Source organism: Rhizobacter sp. AJA081-3 (assembly GCF_017795745.1).
In the GTDB taxonomy this organism is placed as follows: Bacteria; Pseudomonadota; Gammaproteobacteria; order Burkholderiales; family Burkholderiaceae_C; genus Piscinibacter.
This window is the reverse complement of the sequence record NZ_CP059067.1, coordinates 4,287,197-4,311,213: the sequence shown is the minus strand read 5'-3', so window position 1 is coordinate 4,311,213 and position 24,017 is coordinate 4,287,197. Positions and strand designations below refer to the sequence as shown.

Genomic DNA, 24,017 nt, shown 5'->3' with positions numbered 1-24,017 from the left:
GCGCCTGCCTCACATGCTGCGCCGGTACTGCCCGCCCACCTCGAAAAGCGCGGTGGTGATCTGCCCGAGCGAGCAGCATCGCACCGCGTCCATCAGCACCTCGAACACGTTGCCGTTGTCGATCACCGCCCTCTGAAGGCGTTGCAGCGTGGCCGGGGCCTCGCCGGCGTGGCGGGCATGAAAGTCCTGCAGGCGCTTGAGCTGGCTCTGCTTCTCGTCCTCGGTGGAGCGCGCCAGTTCCAGCGTGGTCGGCGTCGGGTCGCCGTGCGGGTTGCGGAAGGTGTTCACGCCGATGATGGGGTACTCGCCGGTGTGCTTGCGCATCTCGTAGTGCATCGACTCTTCCTGGATCTTGCTGCGCTGGTAGCCGGTCTCCATCGCGCCGAGCACGCCGCCGCGCTCGGCAATCTTCTCGAATTCTGCGAGCACCGCCTCCTCCACCAGCTCGGTCAGCTCGTCGATCACGAAGGCGCCCTGGTTCGGGTTCTCGTTCTTCGCCAGGCCCCACTCGCGATTGATGATCAGCTGGATGGCCATCGCGCGGCGCACGCTCTCCTCGGTGGGCGTGGTGATCGCCTCGTCGTAGGCGTTGGTGTGCAGCGAGTTGCAGTTGTCGTAGATCGCGATCAGCGCCTGCAGCGTGGTGCGGATGTCGTTGAAGGCGATCTCCTGCGCGTGCAGTGAGCGGCCGCTGGTCTGCACGTGGTACTTCAGCTTCTGGCTGCGCTCGTTGGCGCCATAGCGCTCGCGCATCGCCACCGCCCAGATGCGCCGCGCCACGCGCCCGAGCACGGTGTACTCCGGGTCCATGCCGTTGCTGAAGAAGAAGCTCAGGTTCGGTGCGAAGTCGTCGATGTGCATGCCGCGCGCCAGGTACGCCTCCACGAAGGTGAAGCCGTTGGACAGCGTGAAGGCCAGCTGCGAGATCGGGTTCGCGCCCGCCTCGGCGATGTGATAGCCCGAGATCGACACCGAGTAGAAGTTGCGCACCTGGTGGTGCACGAAGTACTCGGCGATGTCGCCCATCACCTTGAGGCTGAACTCGGTGGAGAAGATGCAGGTGTTCTGGCCTTGGTCTTCCTTCAGGATGTCGGCCTGCACGGTGCCGCGCACGTTGGCCAGCGTCCAGGCGCGGATCTTCTGCGCCTCGTCGTCGGTGGGCTCGCGCCGGTTGTCGGTGCGGAACTTCTCCAGTTGCTGGTCGATGGCCGCGTTCATGAACATCGCCAGGATGCTCGGCGCCGGGCCGTTGATGGTCATCGAGACCGAGGTGGCCGGGTCGCACAGGTCGAAGCCCGAGTACAGCACCTTCAGGTCGTCCAGCGTGGCAATGCTCACACCCGAATTGCCGACCTTGCCGTAGATGTCGGGCCGCGGGTCGGGGTCGTTGCCGTACAGCGTGACCGAGTCGAAGGCAGTGGACAGCCGCTTGGCCGGCATGCCCTCGCTGACCAGCTTGAAACGCCGGTTGGTGCGGAAGGCGTCGCCCTCGCCGGCGAACATGCGCGTCGGGTCTTCGCCCTCGCGCTTGAAGGCGAAGGTGCCGGCGGTGTACGGGAAGCTGCCCGGCACGTTGTCGAGCATCAGCCACTTGAGGATCTCGCCGTGGTCCTCGTACTGCGGCAGCGCCACCTTGCGGATCTTGCTGCCCGACAGCGTGGTGTGGGTCAGTTCGGTGCGGATCTCCTTGTCGCGGATCTTCACCACGTACTCGTCGCCGGCATAGGCGCGCTGCATGTCGGGCCACATCGCCAGCAGCTTCTTCGCACGCGGGTCGAGCCGCGCCTCGCGGATCTGCGCCTGCTCGGTGAGCGCGTCGCGCGCCTTGTGCTTGTCCGGAATGGCCTCGTACAGCATGCGCGCGCTCTCGCGCAGCTGCTGGATCTCGCGCGCCAGCCTCGCCTGCATGCGGGCATGCTGCTTGTAGCCGCGCACGGTGTCGGCGATGTCGGCCAGGTAGCGCACGCGTGCCCCCGGCACGATGGGTACCTGATGCGTGCTGTGGCGCGTCGCCGCCAGCGGCAGACGGCCGGTCTTCACGGCCATGCCGAGCTCGCCCAGGCGCGGCAGCAGCGCCTGGTAGAGCGCCGTCACGCCGTCGTCGTTGAAGCGGCTGGCCATGGTGCCGAACACCGGCATCTCCTCCGGCCTCGCTTTCCAGGCTTCCTTGTTGCGCTGCACCTGCTTGGCGACGTCGCGCAGCGCATCGAGCGAGCCCTTGCGGTCGAACTTGTTGATGGCCACGAACTCGGCGAAGTCGAGCATGTCGATCTTCTCGAGCTGGCTGGCGGCGCCGAACTCCGGCGTCATCACGTACATGGGAACGTCGACCAGCGGCACGATGGCGGCGTCGCCCTGGCCGATGCCCGAGGTCTCGACGACGATCAGGTCGAAGCCCGCCACCTTGCAGGCGGCGATCACGTCGGGCAGCGCCTGGCTGATCTCGCTGCCGTAGTCGCGCGTGGCCAGGCTGCGCATGAACACGCGCTGGCCCACCCGCCACGGCCCGATGGCGTTCATGCGGATGCGGTCGCCCAGCAGCGCGCCGCCGCTCTTGCGCCGCGAAGGGTCGATGCTGATCACGGCCACGCGAAGCGCGTCGTCCTGGTCCAGCCGCAGCCGGCGGATCAGCTCGTCGGTGAGGCTGGACTTGCCGGCGCCGCCGGTGCCGGTGATGCCCAGCACGGGCACCTTGGCGGCCTTCGCCGCGGCGTGCAGTTGCGTCTTCAGCGACTCGCTCGCGCGGCCGTTGTCGAGCGCGGTGATCAACTGGGCGAGGGCGCGCCAGGCGGCTTCCGAGTGGCCGCGCAGCGCGGCGATGTCGGTGGGAGCATGGGGCGACAGATCCTGATCGCTCCGCATGACCATTTCGCCGATCATCCCGGCCAGGCCCATGCGCTGGCCGTCTTCCGGGCTGTAGATGCGCGCCACACCGTAGCCCTGCAGCTCGGCGATCTCGGCCGGCACGATCACGCCGCCGCCGCCGCCGAACACCTGGATGTGCGCGCCGCCACGCTGGCGCAGCAGGTCGACCATGTACTTGAAGTACTCGACGTGGCCGCCCTGGTAGCTGCTCAGCGCGATGCCCTGCACGTCTTCCTGCAGTGCCGCAGTGACGACCTCGTCGACCGAGCGGTTGTGTCCGAGGTGGATGACCTCCGCACCCATGCCCTGCAGGATGCGCCGCATGATGTTGATCGCGGCATCGTGGCCGTCGAACAGGCTCGCCGCGGTGACGAAGCGCACCTTGTTCGTCGGGCGGTAGTCGGCCAGGGCCTTGTATTCGGCGGAAAGGTCGGTCACGGCTTGTCTCCGTTGGAGGTCTCTATTCGACGCGGATGTGGGCGAGTTCCGGGCTGCCCGGCGGGTAGCGCAGCTTCAGGCCCTGCAGCGTCTGCACGATCGCCTGGGCGATCATCAGGTTGCGGTGCGTCTTCGAATCGGCAGGCACGACAGTCCACGGCGCCCACGATGTGCCGGTGGCGGCGATGGCGTCCTGGTACGCCTGCTGGTACAGGTCCCACTGCTTGCGCACGTCGAGGTCGCCGGCGGCGAACTTCCAGTGTTTGGTCGGGTCGTCCAGCCGTTCCTGCAGCCGCGCGCGCTGCTCGTCCTTCGAGATGTGCAGCATGAACTTGCAGATCACCGTGCCGGTTTCGACGAGCAGCTTCTCGAAGGCGTTGATCTGCGCGTAGCGCTGCTGCGTCTGCTCGGGCGTGATCCAGCCGTTGACCACCGGCACCAGCACGTCCTCGTAGTGGCTTCGGTTGAAGATGACGATCTCGCCCTCGGCCGGCACGCGCTGATGGATGCGCCAGAGGTAGTCGTGGGCGCGCTCGTCGGTGGTGGGCGCCTTCCAGGGCACGGCGTGGACGCCCAGGGCGCTGGTTTGTCCGAACACGCCGCGGATGGTGCCGTCCTTGCCGCTGGTGTCGGTGCCCTGAAGCACCACAAGCAGCTTGAAGCGGCGGTCGGCATAGAACAGGTCCTGCAGCCGGTCGACCTCGAGCGCCAGTTCGGCCGTGCGCGCCTTGTCGCGCGCCTTGTTGCCGCTGGAGAAGGGCTTGGCCTGCGGATCGATGCGGGCGAGTTCGAAGCGCCGGCCCGACGGCTTGCCGTTGCCGGCGCTGCGATGCTGGAAGTCGGACAACGAGACTCTGCTGCGGGCCATGCGGGCTCCCTGGAATGATCGGAGGCATTTGACGTATACGTCAATTGGCAGTGTAGCGCCTGGGGCCCTGCAGGAGGCTGACGCGGCCGCGCGCCGGCCCCGGGGTTTACGCGGGCGGACGCGACCGAAAACACTGGCGCCCCCGGGCCGGTTTGGCGGCACAATCGCGCCCGTTGGGAGTCGGCGCACGACGCCGTCATCTGGAGAGAAGCCCTTGGGCATTGGCAACGCACCGATCAAGACGCCAGACGGCCAGGCCGAACTGGCGACGCGGGCGCGCCAGCTCAGCCAGCGCCATCGCACCCTGCTGCTGCTGGTGGACGGCCGCCGCAGCGAAGCGCAGCTGCGCCTGCTGGCCGAGCGTGCCGGTGTGCCGCCCAGCGTCTACGACGAACTGCTCGACATGGGCCTGATCACCGTGCCGCTGCCCACGCTGCCGATCGAACTGGCGCCGCACCCGACGCTGCCTCCGCTGCCGGTGGACGTGACGCTGCCGGATGTCGCCCCCGAATCGGAGCTGCCTGCAGCGCGCACGCTGCAGCCGGAGTCGACGCTGAACGGCGACATCGGCAACTACGAGCCCTGGACCATGGTCGAGACCGACTACTCGGACCTCGGCGACCTCGATGCGCCGCTCGAGCAGGCGCGCGACCTGCTGATTCGCGCCGTTCGCGCCGAAGCCCCCGTGGCCGGCTCGCTGACGCTGATGCGGCTGCGTCGCGCGCACACGCGCGACGAACTCGATGCGCTGATCGACGAAGTGGAGGCCCGGCTGAGTCGGCCGCACCGCACGCTGGCGACGACCCAGCTCATGCGGCGCGTACGCCGCCTGATCGACGCGCCCGTCGACTCATCGCTCTCCAACTTCTGACTCCGGCCCGCCGCATGACGTTTCTTGCCATCGACGTGGGCAACACACGCCTGAAGTGGGCGCAGTACGCCTCGCCCCAGCCCGGCGCCGTGCTGCTCGCGCAGGGCGCGGTGTTCCTGGAGACCATCGACTCGCTGGCCGAGACCGACTGGAAGGCGTTGCCGCCGCCGTCCAGCATGCTCGGCTGCGTGGTGGCTGGCGAGGGCGTCAAGCGCCGCGTCGAGGAACAGCTCGAAATCTGGGACCTCGAGCCCCGCTGGGTGGTCTCGTCGCGCGAGGCCTGCGGCGTGAGCAACGGCTACGACCATCCCAACCGGCTGGGCGTCGACCGCTGGGTGGCCATGATCGGTGCACGCCACCGCGTGCTGGCTCAGGGCGGGCCACGGCCGGCACTGGTCGTCATGGTGGGTACCGCCGTCACCGTGGACGCGCTCGATGTGCAGGGCAACTTTCTCGGCGGGTTGATCCTGCCGGGCTTCGGCCTGATGCTGCGGGCGCTGGAGATGGGCACCGCCGGCCTGAAGGCCCCGACCGGCGAGGCGGTGGACTTCCCGACCAACACCAGCGATGCGCTGATGAGCGGCGGTGCCGATGCCCTGGCCGGCGCGGTCGAGCGCATGCATCGCAAGCTGCGCGAGCGCACGGGTCAGGAGCCGGCGTTGATCATGACCGGCGGCGCCGCCGTCAAGCTCGCTCCGATCACGCAACTGCCGTTCGAGACGGTCGACACGCTGATCTTCGAAGGGCTGCTGCAGTTGCAGGCGCACCGCCTGGCGCTTTGACGCGAGCGGCCGGGGCGTTGCCGCCTACAGGATGTAGCGCGACAAGTCCTCGTTCTTCACCAGTGCGGCCAGTTTCGCGTCGACCGCCGCGGCATCGATGGTGATGGTGCGGCCTGACAGGTTGGGCGCGTCGAAGCTGATCTCGTCGAGCAGCCGCTCCATCACCGTGGCCAGGCGCCGCGCGCCGATGTTCTCGGTGCGGTCGTTGACGTCGAACGCGATCTGCGCCAGCCGCCGGATGGCATCCGGCGCGAGCTCCAGCGTCACGCCCTCGGTGGCCAGCAGCAGCTGGTATTGCTTGACCAGGCTGGCGTGCGTCTGCGTGAGGATCGCCTCGAAGTCATCGACGCCGAGCGCGCCCAGCTCGACGCGGATCGGGAAGCGCCCCTGCAGCTCCGGGATCAGGTCGCTGGGCTTGCTCAGGTGGAAAGCCCCCGAGGCGATGAACAGGATGTGATCCGTCCGCAACATGCCGTACTTGGTGTTCACCGTCGTGCCCTCCACCAGCGGCAGCAGGTCGCGCTGCACGCCCTGGCGCGACACATCGGCGCCCTGCGTGCTGCCGCGCGAGGCCACCTTGTCGATCTCGTCGATGAAGACGATGCCGTTCTGCTCGGCGTTGGCCAGCGCAGCGGTCTTCACGTCCTCGTCGTTGACGAGCTTGGCGGCCTCTTCGTCGGCGAGCAGCTTGAGCGCCTCGGCGATCTTCAGCTTTCGCGTCTTGCGCGGCGTGGTGCCGAGGTTGGCGAACATGCCCTTGAGCTGCTCGGCCATGTCTTCCATGCCGGCCGGGCTCATGATCTCCAGCGGCGCACGTGCCTCCGCCAGGTCGACCTCGATTTCCTTGTCACCCAGCGCGCCTTCGCGAAGCCGCTTGCGCATCACCTGCCGCGCGGTGTTGTCGGCCGACGAGCCGGGCACCAGCACGTCGAGGACGCGGTCCTCGGCGGCGTCTTCGGCGCGCACGCGCTGGCGCTTCATCGCTGCCTCGCGCTCCTGCTTGACGGCCATGTCGGCGAGGTCGCGGATGATCGAGTCGACGTCCTTGCCGACGTAGCCCACCTCGGTGAACTTGGTCGCCTCGACCTTGATGAAGGGCGCGTCGGCGAGCTTCGCCAGGCGCCGCGCGATCTCGGTTTTGCCCACGCCGGTGGGCCCGATCATCAGGATGTTCTTCGGCGTGATCTCGGCGCGCATCTTCTCGTCGACCTGCTGGCGCCGCCAGCGGTTGCGCAGTGCGATGGCCACCGAGCGCTTGGCGTCGCGCTGGCCGACGATGTGGCGGTCGAGTTCGGAGACGATCTCCTGGGGTGTCATCGACGACTTCATTCGATCGTCTCGATCGTGTGGTGCTGATTGGTGTAGATGCACAGGTCGCCGGCGATCTCGAGCGACTTCTTGACGATGTCCTTCGGCGCCATCTGGGTGTGCTCGAGCAACGCGCGGGCGGCGGCATTGGCATAGGCGCCGCCGGAGCCGATGGCGATGATGCCGTGCTCGGGCTCGAGCACGTCGCCGTTGCCGGTGATGATCAGCGAGGCCTCCTTGTCGGCCACCGCGAGCATGGCCTCGAGCCGGCGCAGAACGCGGTCGGTGCGCCAGTCCTTCGTCAGCTCGATGGCGGCGCGCACGAGGTGGCCCTGGTGTTTCTCGAGCTTGGCCTCGAAGCGCTCGAACAGCGTGAAGGCGTCGGCCGTCGCGCCGGCGAAGCCGGCGAGCACCTGGTCGTGGTGCAGCTTTCGCACCTTGCGCGCCGAAGCCTTGACGACGATGGTGCCGAGCGTGACCTGACCGTCGCCGCCGAGCGCGACGACAGGCCCGCGCCGCACGCTGACGATGGTCGTGCCGTGGTAGGTTTCCATGGAGATCCCAGATGGCGCCGCCGGGCGGCGCTTCAAGTCAGTCGCTCAGACCGAGCGAACTTTCACGCGGGCATGCTCGTTGATGCCCATCGCGCCGAAGAACAGCGCCACCAGGCGATGTGATTCGACGAAGACGACGCTGCGGTTCTCGTTGCGCCGCGCCAGCACCCAGTTCAGCAGGTCACCGGCGGCGATGAAGTCGACGCGGATGAGCCTGGAGCAGCTGACGTTGACGATGGTCGAGCCGCCGAGCTCCCCTTCGAGGCGCTTGAGCGTCGGGCCGATGTCGCCGACCAGCTGGCCGGACAGCTCGACGCTGGCCACCTGCACCGTCGCGGTCGGGTCTTCGTTGAAGCGGGATTCGATGAAGCTGGTCGACACGTCGCTGACCATCGACAGCGGCGGCGAAGTGGTGCTCGACTGCGAGCCGCTCACGCGCACCTCGCACTGTGCCGGCTCCCAGGACGGCGGCGACACCTCGTAGGTGACGCAGTAGTCGATCGCCGCCTCGTCGAACTGGTCGGGCCGGTTCGTCATGCGCAGCGCATCCAGGCGCAGCTGCCAGTAGGCCGGGTCGGCATCGCGCACGCCGGTCGGCGCGGCTTCGGCCAGCACGGCGAACAGCCGCTCGCCGCCCAGCCAGCGCATGTCCAGCTTCTGGCGGATCCAGTTGCGGAACAGCTCCGACAGCTTGGCTGCCGCCTCGGCGTCCATGTTCTTCAGGGCGCTCCAGTCGAACACCCAGGGCAGCGGCATCTGCAGGCTCTGCGAGGACAACCTGGCCACTGCGTCCGCGTCGAGGTAGTCCGGGCACACCCAGCCCACATTGCCTTCGATGCGGCTGTTGCGCGCCGGCCGGTCTTCGCTGGCAGCTTCGGCCACCATGCGCGGCATCGAGAACCACTGCGGCGCCGACCAGCCGAACTGCTGTGCATAGTCGAGCGCCAGGCTCTCGAACTTGTGCTGCTGGCCGATCGCACGGTACAGGTCGAACAGCACCAGCCAGGTCTCGGCATGCGCATGGCGCTGGCCCCCCTGCCCAGTCAGGTCGGACAGCGACTGCTCGCATTGCTCGAAATCGGCATTCGCGAAGGCGATCACCGCCTCGTCGAGCTCCGGGTCGTGGGCGACTTCGCTGACCTCGACGGCGAACGGGTGCGCGAAGTCGCCTGCGCCGCTGTCCAACGTCAGCGGAGACAGGGGCGACAGGCCGGCGCCCATCACGGCCGCAGCGGGCGGCGTCGCGGGTGCCGGGGATGGCCGGGCCAGCGGCTCTTCCGCCCTGGCGCCATTCAGCGGCATGCGCGAGCTCGGCGCAGGCGCGTTGCCGCCCATCGGGATCGGCTGCGTCGGGGCGTTGTAGAAGTCGGGGCCGCGCCGCGGCGGCGAGGCGCCGTATCCGTCGCCCACCATCTGCTGCTCGATCTCGTCGATCTTGGCCTTGACGCCGGCGTCCTGCTTGGCGCCGCTCTCGGCCACCAGCAGGCGGCCTTCGGAATCGTCGAGCCGGGACGAACCACCCAGGGCCGCCAGCTGCTCGGGCGACAGGCCCTCGCGGCGCACCTTGCGCAGCATGTCGAACTCGCGCTTGCGGACGAAGTCGTTGCGCCGTTTGCGCTCGATCATCGCCTTCAGCTCGGACTTGGCGAACTCAGTCTCGCGTGCTTCGTCCGCAGGCAGGCCGATCTCGGCCCATTCCGTGGTCGGATTGGCCACGAACTTGACGACCTTGCGAAAAAAGCTCGTGGTGTCTTTGGGTTCCGACATGACGGTAGGGCGCGACTGGGCTGAACCAGCCTCAGTCGCCGAACATCTTCTGTTTCAGCTCGCGCCGCTGCTGGGCCTCGAGGGACAGTGTAGCGGTGGGGCGTGCAATCAGGCGCCCCAGGCCGATCGGCTCGCCGGTTTCGTCACAGAAACCGTAGTCACCGGCTTCGATGCGGCCCAGCGACTGTGAAATCTTCTTGAGCAGCTTGCGCTCGCGGTCACGGGTTCGCAGCTCCAGCGCATGCTCTTCCTCGATGGTGGCGCGGTCCGCCGGGTCCGGCACGATGGAGGTGTCCTCGCGCAGGTGCTCGGTGGTCTCGCCGGCATTGGACAGCAGGTCGTCCTTGAGCGTCTGCAGCTTGTGGCGGAAGAAGTCCAGCTGCTTGTCATTCATGTACTCCGAGTCGGGCATGGCCATCAACTCGGCTTCGCTGAGGTCGCGGCCGGCCTTGGTCTTCCAGGCGTTGGCCAGCTTCGGGTCGGCCTTGTGGGAGGGTTTGGGGGAATCGAGTCCGAGGTTGTTCATCTGACGGGTCGGGGGCCGCGGCGGTGCAAACCGGTCGGCGAATCGGGAAGTTGCCGGCGGCAGCGGGGCGCTGACCGGTGGCGGAGGCGGGTTGCGGCCGGACCGCGATGACCGCACCACCGGCGCAGGCGCGGCAGTCGGCGGCGTTGGTTGGGGAGCCGGTGCCGCCACGGCGACGGGCTTGGGCGCCGGCGCCTTGACGGCCGGTGCCTTGGCCGGAACGGTCTTGGCCGGCAGCGCCTTGGCGGGCGTCGCAGCCTTGATCGGGGCGGACTTGGCCGGGGCCGCCTTCACGGGGGCCTTGGCCGCAGCCTTCTTGGCGGGGGCGGCGGGCTTGGCTGCCGTCTTGGCCTTGGCCGCGGGCTTGCCCTTGGCGACGGGGGCGGCTGACTTGGCGGCGGCCTTCTTGGTACTAGCTTTGGTGGCCGGTGTCTTGCTCACGGATGTCTCCTCGCAATGACGGTTATACCCCGTCCGCAAGGCGCGGGCGACGGCTGGGCCCGGTTTCAGGCGCCGCGGATTGTAGCCACGTCACGGTCAGGCCAAACACTGCTCCAGCCCTTGCAGGAAAACATCGCGCGGCAGGTCCAGGCCGATGAACACCATCTTGCTGGTCTTCTTCTCGCCCGCGGCCCATTTCGGACCCAGGTCGCTGCCCATGAGCTGGTGCACGCCCTGGAAGATCACCTTGCGGTCGCTGCCCTTCATGTTCAGCACGCCCTTGTAGCGCAGCATCTTCGGTCCGTAGACCTGCACGATGGCGCCGAGGAAGTCCTCCAGCTTGGCCGGGTTGAAGGCCTTGTCGGAGCGGAAGACGAAGGACTTCACGTCGTCATCATGGTGATGATGGTGCGGGTGGTCGCAGTGTTCGCCATGCTCGTGATCATGGTCATGGTCATGGTCGTGATCGTGGCCATGCCCGTCGCCGGACAGGAACTCCGGGTCGATGTCCAGCTTGGCGTTCAGGTTGAAGCCGCGCAGGTCGAACACCTCGGCAATGGGCACCTCGCCGAAGTTGACCTTGCGCTGCGGCGCGCGCGGGTTCATGTGCTTGACGCGGTGGATCAGCGCATCGACCGTGGCGTCGTCGACCAGGTCGGTCTTGCTGATGAAGATCTGGTCGGCGAAACCGATCTGGCGGCGCGCCTCCTGGCGGGTGTCGAGCTGGCCGTCGGCGTGCTTGGCGTCCACCAGCGTCAGGATCGAGTCGAGCAGGTAGCTCTCGGCGATCTCGTCGTCCATGAAGAAGGTCTGTGCCACCGGGCCGGGGTCGGCCAGGCCGGTGGTCTCGATGACCACCCGGTCGAACTGGAGTTCGCCCTTGCGCTTTTTCGCCGCCAGGTCCGACAGGGTGGTGCGCAGATCCTCGCGGATCGTGCAGCACACGCAGCCGTTGTTGAGCTGGATGATCTGTTCTTTCGTGTCCTGAACGAGGATCTCGTTGTCGATGTTCTCGTCGCCGAACTCGTTCTCGATCACCGCGATCTTCTGGCCGTGCGCCTCGGTGAGCACCCGCTTGAGCAGGGTCGTCTTGCCCGAGCCAAGGAAGCCGGTGAGGATGGTGGCGGGGATGAGAGCCATGGGATCTGCCTTGAAATGCGTTTGGGGAATCGGTGAAAGTGGGGGGCGACGACTTTGGTTCAAGGTACCAGATGTGTCAAGCGAAGGCCGTGCCAGGGCGCGCGAGCGTTCGGGTAAGCTTCGCGCTCCGGCACTTTCTCTCCCACCTGGGCGATGTCCGACCCTCATCCAGCAAGGCCGCTGCGCTCCGGCGAGCGGCCTGCGCCCCCTGCCGCAGAGCGGCGAACCCTGTTCCGCAAGCTGGTCGAATTCGTCTCGCCCGGCCCCGACTCGCGTGACGAGCTCATCTCCACGCTGGCCGATGCCGAGCACCGCGAGCTGATCGCCCCTGAATCCCGCCTCATGCTCGAGGGCGTGCTGCGCATGGCCGACCTCACCGCCGGCGACGTGATGGTCGCCGCGCCGCGCATGGACCTGCTGGACATCGACGCCGCCTACGACGACCTGCTGCACGCCGTCATCGGCACCGGCCACTCGCGCTTCCCGGTCTACGAGGGCGCGCGCGAGAACGTCATCGGCATCCTGATGGCCAAGGACCTGCTCAAGCTGCAGCGATCGCCCGACCTGAACCTGCGCACGCTGCTGCGCCCGGCGGTGTTCGTGCCCGAGTCCAAGGGCCTGAACGACCTGCTGCGCGACTTCCGCTCCAACCGCAACCACCTGGCCATCGTGATCGACGAGTTCGGCAGCACCGCCGGCCTGATCACCATCGAGGACGTGCTGGAAGAGATCGTCGGCGAGATCGAGGACGAGTTCGACGACAAGGACGGCGAGTCCGGCGTGTACACGCTGGCCGACGGCAGCCAGCGGGTTGCCGGCGACGCCGCCATCGAGGCGGTCAACGACGTGTTCGGCGTGCAGCTGCCGGTGGGCGACTTCGACACCATCGGCGGCCTGGTCGCGCACGAGCTCGGCCACGTGCCGCGGCGCGGCGAGGCGACGCAGGTCGGGCCGTTGATGTTCTCTGTGATGCTCACGCGCGGCGGTGCGGTGCGCTGGTTCAAGGTGACCCGCGCGCCGGAAGAGGCGCTCGGCTCCGACGGCGCCTGATGGATCGCCGGCCCTGGCCCTGGCCGCTGGACCTTCTGGCGGCGGCAGCGCTGGGCGCGCTGCAGACGCTGTCCTACGTCCACACCCAAGCCTGGTGGCTGCAACTGGCCTGCATCGCTGCGCTCGCCTGGCGCATCCGCCACGCCACGCCGGGTCGGGCCGCGTTGATGGGCGCGCTGTATGGCACGGCCTGGGTGGCCGCCGGCACCTGGTGGCTGTTCATCAGCATGCACCGCTACGGCGGCCTGCCGGCCTGGATGGCGGTGCTGGCCGTGCTGGCACTGGCGGCGGTGCTGTCGCTGTACCTGGCGGCGGCGCTTGCCGGCTTTGCCCGCTGGCACCGCGGCCGGCCGCTGGGCGACGCGCTGCTCTTTGCCGCGCTCTGGCTGCTGGCCGAACTCGCGCGCGGCGTGCTCTTCACCGGCTTCCCCTGGGTGGCGACCGGTTATGCCCATGTCGACGGACCGCTGGCTGCCTGGGCGCCCTGGGTCGGGGTGTACGGCATGGGTGCGTTGGCGGCCTTCGTCGCCGCGCTGCCGGCATTGCAGGCAGATCGTTCGACGGCCTCGCTGTTGCGCGGCGCCGCGCTGCCGCTGGTCCTGCTCATCGGCCCCGCGGCGGTGGGCACGCCCGAATTCACCCGGCCGACCGGCACGCTCGTGGTCACGCTGCTGCAGGGCAACATTCCGCAGGACGAGAAGTTCGACATCGAGCATCAGCAGGCGGCGCTGGATTGGCACATCGGCATGCTCGGCACGGCCCGCAGCGATCTCGTCGTGGCCCCCGAGACGGCCATCCCCTTCCTGCCGCAGCAGATTCCCGAAGGCATGTGGGAGCGCCTGCAGGCGCACTTCGCGCATGGCGCGACCGCGGCCCTGATCGGCGTGCCCCTGGGCAGCGACGCCGAGGGCTACACCAACTCGGCCGTCGGCTTCTCGCCGTCGCAGGCGCCGTACCGCTACGACAAGCAGCACCTGGTGCCCTTCGGCGAGTTCATTCCCCGCTACTTCCGCTGGTTCACCGATCTGATGCACATCCCCCTGGGTGACTTCAAGCGCGGGCCGCTGGTGGCGCCCTCGTTCGTGGTCAAGGGCGAGCGCGTCGCACCCAACATCTGCTACGAGGACCTGTTCGGCGAGGAACTCGCCGCCCGCTTCGCTGACTCGGCCGGCGCCCCGACCATCCTGGCCAACCTGAGCAACATCGGCTGGTTCGGCCAGACCATCGCTGTCGGCCAGCACCTGCAGATCTCGCGCCTGCGCAGCCTGGAACTGCAGCGGCCGATGCTGCGCGCCACCAACACCGGCGCCACGGTGGTGATCGACCACCGCGGCGTGGTCAGCCACCGTCTGGAGCCGCACACCCGCGGCGTGCTCGATGGCCTGGTCCAGGGCCGCGAAGGCAACACGCCCTTCGCGACCTGGGCGGCACACTTCGGCCTGTGGCCGCTGTGGGCTCTGGCGCTGGTCACCGCACTGCTTCTGATGCGCCGCAGGGCCGCCCCCTAAAATCGGCGGTCGATCTCCGCGGCCCGCCATGCTCACCTTCCAGCAAATCATCCTTCGCCTGCAAGACTACTGGGACGCCCAGGGCTGCGCGCTGCTGCAACCGTATGACATGGAAGTCGGCGCCGGGACGAGCCACACGGCGACCTTCCTGCGCGCCATCGGCCCGGAGCCCTGGAAGGCCGCCTATGTGCAGCCCAGCCGCCGGCCCAAGGACGGCCGCTACGGCCAGAACCCGAACCGACTGCAGCACTACTACCAGTACCAGGTGGTGCTCAAGCCCGCGCCGGCGAACATCCTCGAGCTTTACCTCGGCTCGCTCGAGGCGCTGGGCTTCGACCTCAAGGTCAACGACATCCGCTTCGTCGAGGACGACTGGGAGAACCCGACGCTCGGCTGCTGGGGCCTGGGCTGGGAGGTCTGGCTCAACGGCATGGAGGTGACGCAGTTCACGTACTTCCAGCAGGTCGGCGGCATCGACTGCAAGCCGATCACCGGCGAGATCACCTACGGCCTGGAGCGCCTGGCGATGTACCTGCAGGGCGTCGACAACGTCTACGACCTGCAGTGGACCGCGTCGATGAAGTACGGCGACGTCTACCACCAGAACGAGGTCGAGCAGAGCACCTACAACTTCGAGCACAGCGACGTCGACTTCCTGCTCGTCGCCTTCGGCGCGCACGAGAAGCAGAGCAAGTACCTGATGGAGCAGCAGCTCGCGCTGCCCGCCTACGAGCAGCTGCTCAAGGCCGGCCACACGTTCAACCTTCTCGATGCGCGCGGCGCGATCAGCGTCACCGAGCGCGCCGCCTACATCGGCCGCATCCGCAACCTGGCGCGTGCCGTGGCGCAGAGTTACCTCGACAGCCGCGCGCGGCTGGGTTTCCCGATGGCGCCGAAGGCCTGGGCCGACGAAGTGATCGCCCAGATCGAGCAGAAGAAGGCCGCCTGAGCACCATGTCGAACCACAAGAACCTGCTCGTCGAACTTTTCGTCGAGGAACTCCCGCCCAAGTCGCTGAAGAAGCTCGGCGAGGCCTTCGCCGCCGACCTCGCCAAGGGCCTGCGCGCCCAGGGCCTGGCCAGCGAACAGTCGGCCGTCACGCCCTTCGCTTCGCCGCGCCGCCTGGCCGTGCACGTCTCTGGCGTGCTCGCCCGCGCAGCCGACCGCGCCGTATCGGTCAAGCTGATGCCCGTGTCGGTCGGTCTCGCGGCCGACGGCAAGCCCACGCCGGCGCTGCTGAAGAAGCTGGCGGCTGTCGGCGCCGACGAATCGGCGCTGCCGCGTGTGACGCGGCGGATGGATGGCAAGGCCGAGCTGCTGTTTCTCGAAGGCACGGCCGAGGGCGTCCCGCTCGCGCAGGGCCTTCAGCAAGCGCTCGACGAGGCACTGGCCAGCCTGCCGATCCCGAAGGTGATGCAGTACCAGCTCGCCGACGGCTGGACCAGCGTGCACTTCGTGCGCCCGGCGCATGGCCTGGTCGCGCTGCACGGCGCCGAGGTGGTGCCGGTGACGGCGCTGGGCCTGGAGGCGGGCCGCCAGACGCGAGGCCACCGCTTCGAGGCGCAGATGGACCCGGTGGTGCTGCTCGACGCCGACCACTATGCCCGCCAGCTCGAGGAGCAGGGCGGCGTGATCGCCGGCTTCGCGGCACGGCACGGCGAGCTGCTGCGCCAGCTGCAGGTGGCCGCGGCCAAGGAAGGCCTCACGCCGATCGACGACGCGGAGCTGCTCGACGAGGTCACCGCGCTGGTCGAGCGGCCGAACGTGCTGCTGTGCCAGTTCGAGCCCGACTTCCTGGCCGTGCCGCAGGAGTGCCTCATCCTGACGATGAAGGCGAACCAGAAGTACTTCCCGCTGCTCGATGCGGAAGGCCGGCTGACGAACAAGTTCCTGGTGGTGAGCAACATCCGCCCGGCCGACGCCAGCCGGGTGATCGGCGGCAACGAGCGCGTGGTGCGCCCGCGTCTGGCCGACGCCAAGTTCTTTTTCGACCAGGATCGTCGCAAGACGCTCGCCTCTCGCGTCGACGGCCTGGCCAAGGTGGTCTACCACGCGAAGCTGGGCACGATGGGTGAGCGCGTCGAGCGCGTGCGCAAGATCGCCACCGAGATCGCTCGCGCGATCGGCGGCGACGTGCTCGCCAAGCAGGCCGACCAGGCCGCGTTGCTCGCCAAGGCCGACCTGCTCACCGACATGGTCGGCGAGTTCCCCGAACTGCAGGGCATCATGGGCGGCTACTACGCGCGCCACGATGGCCTCGCCGAAGACATCGCCTTCGCGATCGAGGATCACTACAAGCCGCGCTTCGCCGGCGACGCGCTGCCGCGCAACGCGACCGGCCTGGCCGTGGCGCTGGCCGACAAGCTGGAGACGCTGGCCGGCCTGTTCGGCATCGGCCAGGTGCCCACCGGCGACAAGGACCCCTTCGCGCTGCGCCGCCATGCGCTGGGCCTGATCCGCATGCTGATCGAGCGCGAGATGCCGCTGGAGCTGGCGCACCTGGTGTCGATCGCCTTCGCCGCCTTCCCGGCCGGCCACGGCCAGGCCCAGGCCGAGCTGAGCTACTTCCTGCGCGAGCGCCTGGTCGGCTACCTGCGCGAGGCGGGCTACCAGACACAGGACGTCGAGGCCGTGGTCGAGGCGCGCCCGGCGCGCTGGGCCGAGTTCCCCAAGCGGCTCGATGCCGTGCGCGCCTTCAAGGCGCTGCCCGAGGCGCAGCCGCTGGCCGCCGCCAACAAGCGCGTGGGCAACATCCTGAAGAAGAGCGAGGACAAGGTCGCTGCAGTGACCGACGCCACGCTGTTCGTCGAGCCCGCCGAGCGGGCACTGGCCGACGCGCTGGAGTCGGTGGCGCTGCGCAGCGAGGCCGCCTTCGCAGCCGGCGACTACACCGGCTCCCTTCAGGCGCTGGCGGCGCTGAAGGCGCCGGTCGATGCCTTCTTCGACACCGTGATGGTGAATGCCGAGGACCCGCGGCTGCGTGCCAATCGCCTGGGCCTGCTGGCCCGGCTGCATGCGTTGATGAACCGCGTGGCCGATCTGTCGCGGCTGGCGGCCTGACATGCACCACAACACCATGAAGCTCGTCATCCTCGACCGCGACGGCACCATCAACGAGGATCGCGACGACTACGTCAAGTCGCCCGAGGAGTGGATTCCCGTGCCCGGCGCGCTGGAGGCGATCGCGCGGCTGAACCACGCAGGCTGGCACACCGTGGTGGCGAGCAACCAGTCAGGCATCGGCCGCGGCCTGTTCGACATGGCCACACTCAATGCGATGCACCTGAAGATGCACCAGATGCTGGCCAAGCATGGTGGCCGCATCGACGCGGTGTTCTTCTGCCCGCACACGCCGGCCGACAACTGCGATTGCCGCAAACCGATGCCTGGCCTGTTCAAGCAGATCGGCGAGCGCTACGGCGTGGACCTGAGCCTGGTGCCGGTGGTCGGCGACGTGCTGCGCGACCTGCAGGCCGGCACGCTGGCCGGCTGCGAGCCCCACCTCGTGCGCACCGGCAAGGCCGCGCGCATGGGCGAGGCGGAGATCGCCGAGCTGTGCGCGAAGGTACCCGGCACCACGGTGCACGACGACCTCGGTGCCTTCGCCGAGTGGCTGATCGAGCGCGAACGCGCCGTGCGCGTGGCCGCCGGCGAACCGCCCTCGGGCTACGGAACGCCCGACACATGAACGTGCTGCGTTCCGCGCTCTACGTGCTGTGGCTGTCGGTCACGGTGGTGCCCTATGCGATCGCGGTGCTGACGCTGTCGATCTTCGTGCGCGGCGACCGCCTGTACTGGTTCACCGCCGGCTGGCTGCGCCTGGCCACCTGGGGTTCGAAGGTGATCTGCGGGGTGCGCCACCGCATCCACGGCTGGGAGAACCTGCCCGACAGCGCCGTCATCCTGTGCCCCAAGCACCAGTCGACCTGGGAGACCTTCGCCTTCCCGACCTTGATGCCCAGGCCGCTGTGCTATGTGTTCAAGCGCGAGCTGCTCTTGATCCCGTTCTTCGGCTGGGCGATGGGCCGGCTCGACATGATCCACATCGACCGCAGCCGGCGCACCGAGGCCTGGAACAAGGTCGCCGAGCAGGGCCGCCGCTTCATGGCCGACGGCCACTGGGTCATCATGTTCCCCGAGGGCACGCGCACGCCGCGCGGCAGCCAGGGCGCCTACAAGAGCGGCGCGACGCGGCTGGCGGTGACCACCGGCGTGCCGGTGGTACCGATCGCGGTGACCTCGGCGCGCTGCTGGCCGCGCAAGAGCTTCGTGCTGCGCCCCGGCGTGGTCGACATCTCCATCGGCCGGCCGATCCCCGCCGTGGGCCGTGAGCCCGACGAACTGATGCGCGAGGTCGAAGGCTGGATCGAGTCCGAGATGCGCCGGCTCGATCCCGAGGCCTACCAGCCGGCCGGCGCGCCCGCCGCGCAGCCCACGTAAACTCCGCGCCCATGCCGCGCCGCGCCGCAACCGCCGAAGCCCTGCAGCTCTCGCTGTTCGATGTGGCGGCGCCGGCGGCGGCGCCCGAGGCCGTCAGCGCCGTGCCGCGCGCACCGACAGCGATCCCCGCCCCGACGCCCGAGTCCGCCAACCCGCCGCGCGAGTCCGTCGTGGCGGTGTTCCGCCACCCGCAGGCCGATCGCGAGATCCGGCTGCGCGAGCACCTGGTCGCCTACGCGCTGCGGCGGGTGAGGCGGCGCACCATCGGCTTCATCGTCGGCGCCGAGGGCCTGGCGGTGAATGCGCCGCGCTGGGTCGGCGTCGGCGACATCGAGGCGGCGCTGCGCGAGAAGGCCGACTGGATCCTGCGCAAGCTGGCCGAGCAGCAGGACCGTGCCCAGCGCCAGCTGCAGGCCAAGGTCGACTGGCGCGACGGTGCGGCCGTGCCCTTCCTCGGTGAGACGGTGATCGTGGTGCTGGATGCTCGTGCCACCGGCGCGATGCTCAACACCGATGCGCAGTCGCTGCCGGGCGTTCCGCGCCTGACGCTGCACGTCGGCCTGCCGCACACCGCGACGCCTGAGCAGATCCGCGATGCGGTGCAGAGCTGGCTGCAGCGGCAGGCCAAGCGCGTCTTCGAGGAGCGGGTGAAGCACTTCGCCGATAAGCTCGGCGTGCGCTGCACGCGGTTGTCGCTGTCGTCGGCGCAGACGCGCTGGGGCAGCGCGTCGGCCGACGGGTCGATCCGGCTCAACTGGCGCTTGGTGCACTTTGCGTTGACGACGATCGACTACGTGGTGACGCACGAGCTGGCGCATCTGCGGGAGATGAATCACAGCCCGAGGTTCTGGGATGTGGTGCGGTCGGTGTTGCCGGACTACGAACGGGTTCGGGGCAGCCTCAAGGACGATTCGTTGCCGGTGTTCGACTGAGCTTCTGCGGGGCAGCCCGCCGGTCGCGCCCGGCCGGCGGTAACTTTCATTTGCTGGCCCAAGTGAAAGTCACCAAAGCAAAGGGCCCGAACACGATTCGATTGGTTCAATTGGCCGCAGACCAGAGGCGGCCGTTGACTCGATCTGCAGGCTCGCACCACCCAGCACGTGTTGGGCGATCCAGCGGGTCGATGGGCTCTGGCGTTCAACAACCGAATGTTCTAGCCAGCGGCAGCAGCCAGATCGTATTCAGGCCCTCTTCTTTGGATCCTTTCTTCTGGGCCAGCAGAAGAAAGGATCTCGCCGGCCGGGCGAGACCGGCGGGCTGCTGCGCGCAGAACAAGCGCAAAAGTCATTTAGGAGAGTAGGGAGCCGCTAGCCCGGCGTAGGTCTTCGCCAGCGGCAAGGCATAGTCGCCGCGCTTGCTCGTCCCGAGCCCCAGCGACACCAGCCCCTCGGCCAGCTTCACCGCGGCCGCCACGCCGTCCACCACCGGCACGCCCAGCCGCTGCTGCAGCGTGTGGCACAGGTCCGCCATGCCGGCGCAGCCGAGCACGATGGCACCGCTGCGGTCGTTCACCAGCGCCTGCTCGGCGCAGGCCAGGATGCGCGCGAAGGCGTTGCTCGCCGGGTCCTCCAGCTCGAGCACGGCGATGTCGGTGCCGTGGATGCCGCGGCAGCGGCGCTCGAAGCCGTACTGCACCACCAGGTGCTCGGCGATCACGCAGGTGCGCGTCAGCGTCGTCACCACCGAGAAGCCGGTGGCCAGCAGCGAGGCGGCATGGAAGGCCGCCTCGGCGATGCCGATGACCGGCCCGCGGGCCAGTTCGCGCGCACCGTGCAGGCCGGGGTCGCCGAAGCAGGCAATGATGTGGGCGTCGGCGCCGGCGGCTTCGCCCAGGCGCACTTGCTCGGCCACGCCGGCCGCGGCCCACACGTCGTCGTGGTGGCCCTCGATCGAAGGCGCGCCGAAAGTCGGCTGAACCGCCTCGATCAGCGTGCCGGGCGCGGCCACGGCGCGGGCCGCCTCACCGATCAGCGCGGTCATCGACGCAGTCGTGTTGGGGTTGATCACGCGCAGCTTCATCGGCCCATCCTGTATACAAAGCGTCGAACGAAGTCCTCACCTTACCGCAAGAGCCGAGCCCGTGCGCCGGCGGCTGCGTCGCCCCAATTCCGGGCGAATCGCCTGCGGAGATGCCCGTGCTGGTGCAGATCGTGGTGCGCCACGGTGCGTTTTCGGCGTCCTGCCATCCGGGGCGGCCCGGGGGTGCGGTGGCACATGCTTTGCATACACTGGCCCCATGGCCGCCGATGCGAAGCTCGAGCTCATCCACGTCACCAAACGGTACGGCGAGACCACGGCCGTCGACCGCATCGCGCTGAAGATCGCCGCCGGCAGCTACTGCTGCCTGCTCGGTCCCTCGGGCTGTGGCAAGACCACGACCCTGCGCATGATCGCCGGCCACGAGGAGGCGCCAGCGAGGGCGACGTCATCCTCGGTTCGGAGAACATCACCTACCTGCCGCCGGCGGCGCGGCACGGCGATGATGTTCCAAAGTTACGCATTGTTTCCGCACCTCGACTGCACCGACAACGTCGCCTTCAGCCTCAAAATGCGCGGCGTCGACAAGGATACCCGCCGGGCCCGCGCCCGCGAGGTGCTGGGGCGGGTCCAGATGGAACCGTATGCCAGCCGCTTGCCGGCCCAACTCTCGGGCGGCCAGCAGCAGCGCGTGGCCCTGGCGCGCGCGCGCTGATCACCGATCCGCAGGTCCTGCTACTCGACGAGCCATTGTCGGCGCTCGATCCGTTCCTGCGCATCCGGATGCGCGAAGAGCTGAAGACCCTGCAGACCCGGCTCGGCATCAGCTTCATCCATGTGACGCACAGCCAGGATGAGGCGATGGCGCTTACCGACCTCGTCGTGGTGATGAACGGCGGCAAGATCGAACAGGCCGATACTGCCCGCCAGGTCTTCAACCGGCCGGCCTCGTCCTTCGTCGCCAAGTTCATTGGCGGACACAATGTTGCCGACCGCGGTGGCACGCGGCACCGGCAGTTCGCCTCTCGTGGCCATCCCGTGCCGACCGCATGACCGTGCAGGCAGGCGGCGTCGCCGACGTGGGCGCATCGTCGCTCCAGGGCGTGGCGCGCTCCGTCGAATATCTCGGATCGACTGTCCAGGTTGGTATCGACGTCGCAGGACTGGAGACCTTGTCGGCCGTGGTGTCGACAGCGCCAGCGCGCACTGGGACGCCGCCGAAGTTCACGTCCGTTTTGTCGGCCTGAGGACGCATTTGCCCTGCGGACATCCAATTGAAGGAGAGAACCGAAATGGCACGGAAATCAAATGCGACTGCGTAGGCCGTCGCAGGATGCTGCAAGGGTGCGGCCGGTATTGCAAGGCGCGGCGCTGGGCAGCCTGCGCGATCACCGGCTGTTCCCGGTGATGCATGGGCGCAGAACAACAAGAACATCGTGCTGCGCCAGTGCGGCACCGCGGTGAACGGCGATCAACGAGATCGCCGAGAAGTGCAAGGCCGACACTCGGCATCACGCTGCAGATGACGTCGCCGTCAACACCGACGCGGTGACCAAGCAGCGTGTAGTGACCTCAGCCCAACAGCGTTCGACATCGATCGACACCGAGTACTTCTCGCTGAAGAAGATCGTGCCCACCGGCAACCTCAAGGGCATCGACGTCAAGAAGATCAAGAACGCCGACAAGATCACCACGCTGTTCACCACCGGCAAGCTCGAAGCCTGCACAGGCGGTCAGGCGCCCAGGGCACGGCGCCGAACACGGTGAGCTTCGTCGAGGGCCCGAGCTCGACCAAGGTGTTCGCCAAGTCGCCAGACCGGCTGGTTCATGAGCCATGATCCCCACGATCTACAATGCTGACACGCTGGGCATCCGGCCCGACCTGGTCGGTCGCAAGATCGAGAACTGGAAGGACATCCTCGACCCGAAGTTCAAGGGCAAGACGTCGATCCTGAACATCCCGTCGATCGGCATCATGGACGCCGCCATGATCTGCGAGTCGGCCGGCATCGTGAAGTACGGCGACAAGGGCAACATGACCAAGGCGGAAATCGACAAGACCATCGATTTCCTGATCAAGACCAAGAAGGAAGGACAGTTCCGCGCCTTCTGGAAGACCTTCGACGAGTCGGTGAACCTCATGACCTCGGGCGAGGTCGTGATCCAGTCGATGTGGTCGCCGGCGGTGACTCGGCGGTGCGCTGCCAAGGGCGTCGCCCTGCGTCTACCAGCCGCTCAAGGAAGGTTATCGCGCCTGGGCCGCCGGCTTCGGCCTGCCGGCCACGCTGTCGGGCAAGAAGCTCGACGGCGCCTACGAGTTCATCAACTGGTTCCTCGACGGCTGGGCCGGTGCCTACCTGAACCGCCAGGGCTACTACAGCGCCGTGCTCGAGACCGCCAAAGCCAAGATGGAGCCCTACGAGTGGGCCTACTGGATGGAAGGCAAGCCCGCCGAGAAGGACATCAAGTCGCCCAACGGCGACCTGCTGCACAAGGCCGGCGGCGTGCGCGACGGGGGTTCGTACGAGCAGCGCATGGGCGGCATCGCCTGCTGGAACGCGCTGATGGACGAGAACACCTACATGGTCCAGAAGTGGAATGAGTTCGTCGCCGCCTAAGTCGACGAGCCTTCGCGCCGGTCCGCCGGCGTGGCTGCAGGCACTGCCCTTCGGGGCGGTGTTCCTGTTCTTCTTCATCGCGCCGCTGTTGCTGATCGGCGCGGTGAGCTTCTGGCCGACCAGCGACTACGACGCAGATCATCCCGGCCTTCACTGGCTGCAGAACTATGAGGAACTGCTGCTGTCGCCGGTCACCTGGCGGACCTACCAGCAGACCATCCAGTTCGCTCTCATCACCTGGGCGCTGACCCTCGTCATCGGCTTCGCCGTCGCTTACTTCGTAGCGTTCTACGTGCGCTCGCCGACGATGCAGACGGTGTTGTTCCTGATCTGCACCATCCGTTCTGGACCTCCAACGTCATCCGCATGATCTCGTGGATCCCGTTCCTCGGGCGCAACGGCCTCGCCAACACCACGCTGATGAACATGGGCCTGATCCAGCAGCCGCTGGAGTTCCTGCTCTATTCGGATTTCGCGGTCGTGCTGGCCTATGTCCACCTCTACACGCTGTTCATGGTGGTGCCGATCTTCAACTCGATGATGCGCATCGACCGCAGCCTGCTCGAGGCAGCGCGCGACGCCGGCGCCTCGGGGTGGCAGACGCTTTGGAACGTCATCCTGCCGCTGTGCAAGCCCGGCATCGCCATCGGTTCGATCTTCATCGTCACCATCGTCATGGGCGACTTCGTCACCGTGCGCATGATGAGTGGCGGGCTGAGTGCGTCGGTCGGGCTGATGATGGCCAACGCCATGTCGCTGCTGCAGTACCCTGCCGCCGCGGCAAATGCAGTGATCCTGCTGTTGGTCGTCTTGCTCATCGTCGCGGCCATGATGCGCCTCGTCGACATCCGCAAGGAGCTGTGA

At 68.0% G+C, this 24,017-nt stretch carries 20 protein-coding genes and 2 pseudogenes; 14 read left to right on the top strand and 8 right to left on the bottom strand.

Annotated elements, in window-relative coordinates; translation table 11 throughout:
• Positions 1-9: 9 nt before the first annotated feature.
• Both icmF and HZ992_RS20395 read right to left on the bottom strand, forming a co-directional pair.
• Positions 10-3,303: a fused isobutyryl-CoA mutase/GTPase IcmF gene (gene icmF / locus HZ992_RS20400; RefSeq protein ID WP_209383639.1), complete on the bottom strand. Its 3,294-nt coding sequence runs from the start codon at positions 3,301-3,303 to the stop codon at positions 10-12.
• A 22-nt stretch (positions 3,304-3,325) separates the two neighbouring features.
• On the bottom strand, positions 3,326-4,171 hold the full coding sequence (locus tag HZ992_RS20395) for a PPK2 family polyphosphate kinase (protein ID WP_209383638.1): 846 nt from the start codon (positions 4,169-4,171) through the stop codon (positions 3,326-3,328).
• Between the two features lie 214 nt (positions 4,172-4,385).
• Between HZ992_RS20395 and HZ992_RS20390 the strand changes: the two genes are divergently transcribed.
• On the top strand, positions 4,386-5,042 hold the full coding sequence (locus tag HZ992_RS20390) for a hypothetical protein (protein ID WP_209383637.1): 657 nt from the start codon (positions 4,386-4,388) through the stop codon (positions 5,040-5,042).
• A 14-nt stretch (positions 5,043-5,056) separates the two neighbouring features.
• Positions 5,057-5,824, top strand: coding sequence for a type III pantothenate kinase (locus HZ992_RS20385; RefSeq protein ID WP_209383636.1), 768 nt, complete (start codon positions 5,057-5,059; stop codon positions 5,822-5,824).
• 24 nt (positions 5,825-5,848) lie between these two features.
• On the opposite strand, the gene hslU is transcribed toward HZ992_RS20385, so the two are convergent.
• The 5 genes from hslU to HZ992_RS20360 all read right to left on the bottom strand — a co-directional run bounded on the left by hslU (position 5,849) and on the right by HZ992_RS20360 (position 11,560).
• Entirely contained in the window at positions 5,849-7,153 is a 1,305-nt protein-coding gene (hslU, locus tag HZ992_RS20380) for an ATP-dependent protease ATPase subunit HslU (protein ID WP_245213139.1), read from the bottom strand.
• Positions 7,150-7,686, bottom strand: a complete 537-nt coding sequence (gene hslV / locus HZ992_RS20375) for an ATP-dependent protease subunit HslV (protein ID WP_209383635.1) — start codon at positions 7,684-7,686, stop codon at positions 7,150-7,152. The genes hslU and hslV overlap by 4 nt, the downstream gene beginning before the upstream one ends.
• 45 nt (positions 7,687-7,731) lie before the next feature.
• Positions 7,732-9,453 (bottom strand): hypothetical protein, encoded by a 1,722-nt coding sequence (locus HZ992_RS20370; RefSeq protein WP_209383634.1) that lies wholly within the window; start codon positions 9,451-9,453, stop codon positions 7,732-7,734.
• Positions 9,454-9,484: 31 nt separating this feature from the next.
• Positions 9,485-10,420 carry an RNA polymerase-binding protein DksA gene (dksA, locus tag HZ992_RS20365; RefSeq protein ID WP_209383633.1) on the bottom strand — a complete coding sequence of 312 codons (936 nt, stop codon included), beginning with the start codon at positions 10,418-10,420 and terminating at the stop codon, positions 9,485-9,487.
• A 96-nt stretch (positions 10,421-10,516) separates the two neighbouring features.
• Positions 10,517-11,560 (bottom strand): CobW family GTP-binding protein, encoded by a 1,044-nt coding sequence (locus HZ992_RS20360; protein ID WP_209383632.1) that lies wholly within the window; start codon positions 11,558-11,560, stop codon positions 10,517-10,519.
• A 153-nt stretch (positions 11,561-11,713) separates the two neighbouring features.
• Here HZ992_RS20360 and HZ992_RS20355 point away from each other — a divergent pair, with 153 nt between their 5' ends.
• The 7 genes from HZ992_RS20355 to HZ992_RS20325 are packed head-to-tail and all read left to right on the top strand — an operon-like array spanning position 11,714 to position 19,490.
• On the top strand, positions 11,714-12,610 hold the full coding sequence (locus tag HZ992_RS20355) for a CorC family transporter (RefSeq protein WP_209383631.1): 897 nt from the start codon (positions 11,714-11,716) through the stop codon (positions 12,608-12,610).
• On the top strand, positions 12,610-14,118 hold the full coding sequence (gene lnt / locus HZ992_RS20350) for an apolipoprotein N-acyltransferase (RefSeq protein ID WP_209383630.1): 1,509 nt from the start codon (positions 12,610-12,612) through the stop codon (positions 14,116-14,118). The genes HZ992_RS20355 and lnt overlap by 1 nt, the downstream gene beginning before the upstream one ends.
• A 28-nt stretch (positions 14,119-14,146) precedes the next feature.
• Positions 14,147-15,067 carry a glycine--tRNA ligase subunit alpha gene (gene glyQ / locus HZ992_RS20345; protein WP_209383629.1) on the top strand — a complete coding sequence of 307 codons (921 nt, stop codon included), beginning with the start codon at positions 14,147-14,149 and terminating at the stop codon, positions 15,065-15,067.
• A 5-nt stretch (positions 15,068-15,072) separates the two neighbouring features.
• Positions 15,073-17,178: a glycine--tRNA ligase subunit beta gene (gene glyS, locus HZ992_RS20340; RefSeq protein WP_209383628.1), complete on the top strand. Its 2,106-nt coding sequence runs from the start codon at positions 15,073-15,075 to the stop codon at positions 17,176-17,178.
• Between the two features lies 1 nt (position 17,179).
• Complete coding sequence (gene gmhB / locus HZ992_RS20335; RefSeq protein WP_245213137.1) at positions 17,180-17,806, top strand: D-glycero-beta-D-manno-heptose 1,7-bisphosphate 7-phosphatase; 627 nt, start codon at positions 17,180-17,182, stop codon at positions 17,804-17,806.
• Positions 17,803-18,558: a lysophospholipid acyltransferase family protein gene (locus HZ992_RS20330; protein ID WP_209383627.1), complete on the top strand. Its 756-nt coding sequence runs from the start codon at positions 17,803-17,805 to the stop codon at positions 18,556-18,558. Before gmhB ends, HZ992_RS20330 begins: the two co-directional genes overlap by 4 nt.
• Positions 18,559-18,569: 11 nt before the next feature.
• The gene (locus HZ992_RS20325; RefSeq protein WP_209383626.1) at positions 18,570-19,490 is read left to right on the top strand and encodes a M48 family metallopeptidase; all 921 of its coding nucleotides are present in this window, start codon (positions 18,570-18,572) and stop codon (positions 19,488-19,490) included.
• Between the two features lie 352 nt (positions 19,491-19,842).
• Here the strand turns inward: HZ992_RS20325 and HZ992_RS20320 are convergent, their stop codons facing one another.
• Positions 19,843-20,577: an aspartate/glutamate racemase family protein gene (locus HZ992_RS20320; RefSeq protein WP_209383625.1), complete on the bottom strand. Its 735-nt coding sequence runs from the start codon at positions 20,575-20,577 to the stop codon at positions 19,843-19,845.
• Between the two features lie 217 nt (positions 20,578-20,794).
• On the opposite strand from HZ992_RS20320, the gene HZ992_RS25875 reads away from it, so the two are divergent.
• The 5 genes and pseudogenes from HZ992_RS25875 to HZ992_RS20300 all read left to right on the top strand — a co-directional run bounded on the left by HZ992_RS25875 (position 20,795) and on the right by HZ992_RS20300 (position 24,017).
• Positions 20,795-21,250 carry an ABC transporter ATP-binding protein gene (locus HZ992_RS25875; protein WP_245213136.1) on the top strand — a complete coding sequence of 152 codons (456 nt, stop codon included), beginning with the start codon at positions 20,795-20,797 and terminating at the stop codon, positions 21,248-21,250.
• A gap of 35 nt (positions 21,251-21,285) precedes the next feature.
• A complete protein-coding gene (locus HZ992_RS25870) occupies positions 21,286-21,588 on the top strand; it encodes an ATP-binding cassette domain-containing protein (protein ID WP_245213135.1) in 303 nt (100 codons plus the stop codon).
• Positions 21,585-21,782 (top strand): TOBE domain-containing protein, encoded by a 198-nt coding sequence (locus HZ992_RS20310; protein ID WP_209383624.1) that lies wholly within the window; start codon positions 21,585-21,587, stop codon positions 21,780-21,782. The genes HZ992_RS25870 and HZ992_RS20310 overlap by 4 nt, the downstream gene beginning before the upstream one ends.
• 108 nt (positions 21,783-21,890) lie before the next feature.
• A pseudogene (locus tag HZ992_RS20305) lies at positions 21,891-23,153 on the top strand (PotD/PotF family extracellular solute-binding protein).
• A pseudogene (locus tag HZ992_RS20300) lies at positions 23,134-24,017 on the top strand (ABC transporter permease). Before HZ992_RS20305 ends, HZ992_RS20300 begins: the two co-directional pseudogenes overlap by 20 nt.

Bases quoted from the DNA above. Each gene is read 5' to 3' on its own strand.
- HZ992_RS20395 (WP_209383638.1), bottom strand. From the start codon at position 4,171: ATGGCCCGCAGCAGAGTCTCGTTGTCCGACTTCCAGCATCGCAGCGCC.
- HZ992_RS20385 (WP_209383636.1), top strand. From the start codon at position 5,057: ATGACGTTTCTTGCCATCGACGTGGGCAACACACGCCTGAAGTGGGCG.
- hslU (WP_245213139.1), bottom strand. From the start codon at position 7,153: ATGAAGTCGTCGATGACACCCCAGGAGATCGTCTCCGAACTCGACCGC.
- hslV (WP_209383635.1), bottom strand. From the start codon at position 7,686: ATGGAAACCTACCACGGCACGACCATCGTCAGCGTGCGGCGCGGGCCT.
- HZ992_RS20370 (WP_209383634.1), bottom strand. From the start codon at position 9,453: ATGTCGGAACCCAAAGACACCACGAGCTTTTTTCGCAAGGTCGTCAAG.
- HZ992_RS20360 (WP_209383632.1), bottom strand. From the start codon at position 11,560: ATGGCTCTCATCCCCGCCACCATCCTCACCGGCTTCCTTGGCTCGGGC.
- HZ992_RS20355 (WP_209383631.1), top strand. From the start codon at position 11,714: ATGTCCGACCCTCATCCAGCAAGGCCGCTGCGCTCCGGCGAGCGGCCT.
- lnt (WP_209383630.1), top strand. From the start codon at position 12,610: ATGGATCGCCGGCCCTGGCCCTGGCCGCTGGACCTTCTGGCGGCGGCA.
- glyQ (WP_209383629.1), top strand. From the start codon at position 14,147: ATGCTCACCTTCCAGCAAATCATCCTTCGCCTGCAAGACTACTGGGAC.
- glyS (WP_209383628.1), top strand. From the start codon at position 15,073: ATGTCGAACCACAAGAACCTGCTCGTCGAACTTTTCGTCGAGGAACTC.
- gmhB (WP_245213137.1), top strand. From the start codon at position 17,180: ATGCACCACAACACCATGAAGCTCGTCATCCTCGACCGCGACGGCACC.
- HZ992_RS20330 (WP_209383627.1), top strand. From the start codon at position 17,803: ATGAACGTGCTGCGTTCCGCGCTCTACGTGCTGTGGCTGTCGGTCACG.
- HZ992_RS20325 (WP_209383626.1), top strand. From the start codon at position 18,570: ATGCCGCGCCGCGCCGCAACCGCCGAAGCCCTGCAGCTCTCGCTGTTC.
- HZ992_RS20320 (WP_209383625.1), bottom strand. From the start codon at position 20,577: ATGAAGCTGCGCGTGATCAACCCCAACACGACTGCGTCGATGACCGCG.
- HZ992_RS25875 (WP_245213136.1), top strand. From the start codon at position 20,795: ATGGCCGCCGATGCGAAGCTCGAGCTCATCCACGTCACCAAACGGTAC.
- HZ992_RS20310 (WP_209383624.1), top strand. From the start codon at position 21,585: ATGACCGTGCAGGCAGGCGGCGTCGCCGACGTGGGCGCATCGTCGCTC.